The following is a 1,009-nucleotide window of genomic DNA, read 5'->3' as shown; positions in this document are numbered from 1 at the left end:
AATTTGTTCTTCGCCCACTCAGCAAGGCCGATAACCCACAAGTCGCTGACGTGATTCGTCAGGTTTACGCGGAATATGGTCTAACCGCAGACAAAGGATACGGCGTCGCACACCCAACACTTGATGACATCTATTCGGTGTATAACCAACAAGGTGCCGCTTATTGGGTGATTGAGCACAATGGCATCATCGTCGGTGGTGGTGGTTTTGCTCCACTAGCAGGCGAACTTAACGTGTGCGAACTACAGAAAATGTACTTTTTACCCCAAACTCGCGGACACGGCTTGGCAAAACGTATCGTCGCGCTGAGTCTGCAATTGGCGAAGCAACTTGGCTATCAAAAGTGTTATTTAGAAACGACAGAATGCTTAAAAGAAGCGATAGGTTTGTATGAGAAGTTAGGCTTTGAGCATTTACATGCCCCGCTTGGACAAACAGGGCATGATGCATGTGAAGTAGTGATGCTTAAAACACTGTAATAAAGAGCATTACTAAGAGTTAAAGCACAACATGGGTAACGCAAAGCTCTTGGCTAAGCGCAACAGAAAATGCTTGGCGCTGCCCATCTAACTCCACCGCAAGTTGGTAGAGATCTTTCGGATCGGGGTCATTCAAATCAGCGTATTTAGGCGCTTCGATCTGAAATAACGCACTGGCATGATCGGCGCGCACATCAATTGGAATATGGTAAGTCATACCATCAAACTTCACTGATGCCGAGACCAAACCCGGCACAAAAGTCTGATAGTAAAGATCCACTTTAAACTCACAACCACCACCGTGGTGCCAGATTTGTTCGGTCGCGACACGATCTAAACGTACGTTGCGAATAAACTGCAGGTAAGGCACTTGCCACACGCCTAAGCGGTCATCGCTTTTTCTATATTCATGATCGGACAGCGAACACAGCTCAGGTTTATCTTCATCAAACAGAAGATCTTCGTCTTCCTCTAAGAACAAGATTTCAAAGCGGTTACGCCCCATTTGCATGTAAGGGCGAATGTCTTTC

At 46.4% G+C, this 1,009-nt stretch carries 1 protein-coding gene and 1 pseudogene; one reads left to right on the top strand and one right to left on the bottom strand.

Translation table 11 applies throughout. The features are described from left to right. The coding region (locus R7093_RS24215; RefSeq protein ID WP_318146883.1) for a GNAT family N-acetyltransferase at positions 1-479 on the top strand (479 nt) is incomplete at its 5' end. A gap of 19 nt (positions 480-498) precedes the next feature. On the opposite strand, the pseudogene R7093_RS24210 reads toward R7093_RS24215, so the two are convergent. Then, positions 499-1,009, bottom strand: a pseudogene (locus tag R7093_RS24210) (hypothetical protein); the annotation flags it as partial.

It is taken from the genome of Vibrio sp. 1580 (assembly GCF_033340055.1).
The sequence above is the reverse complement of the archived record's forward strand: the minus strand, read 5'-3'. Positions and strand labels throughout refer to the sequence as shown.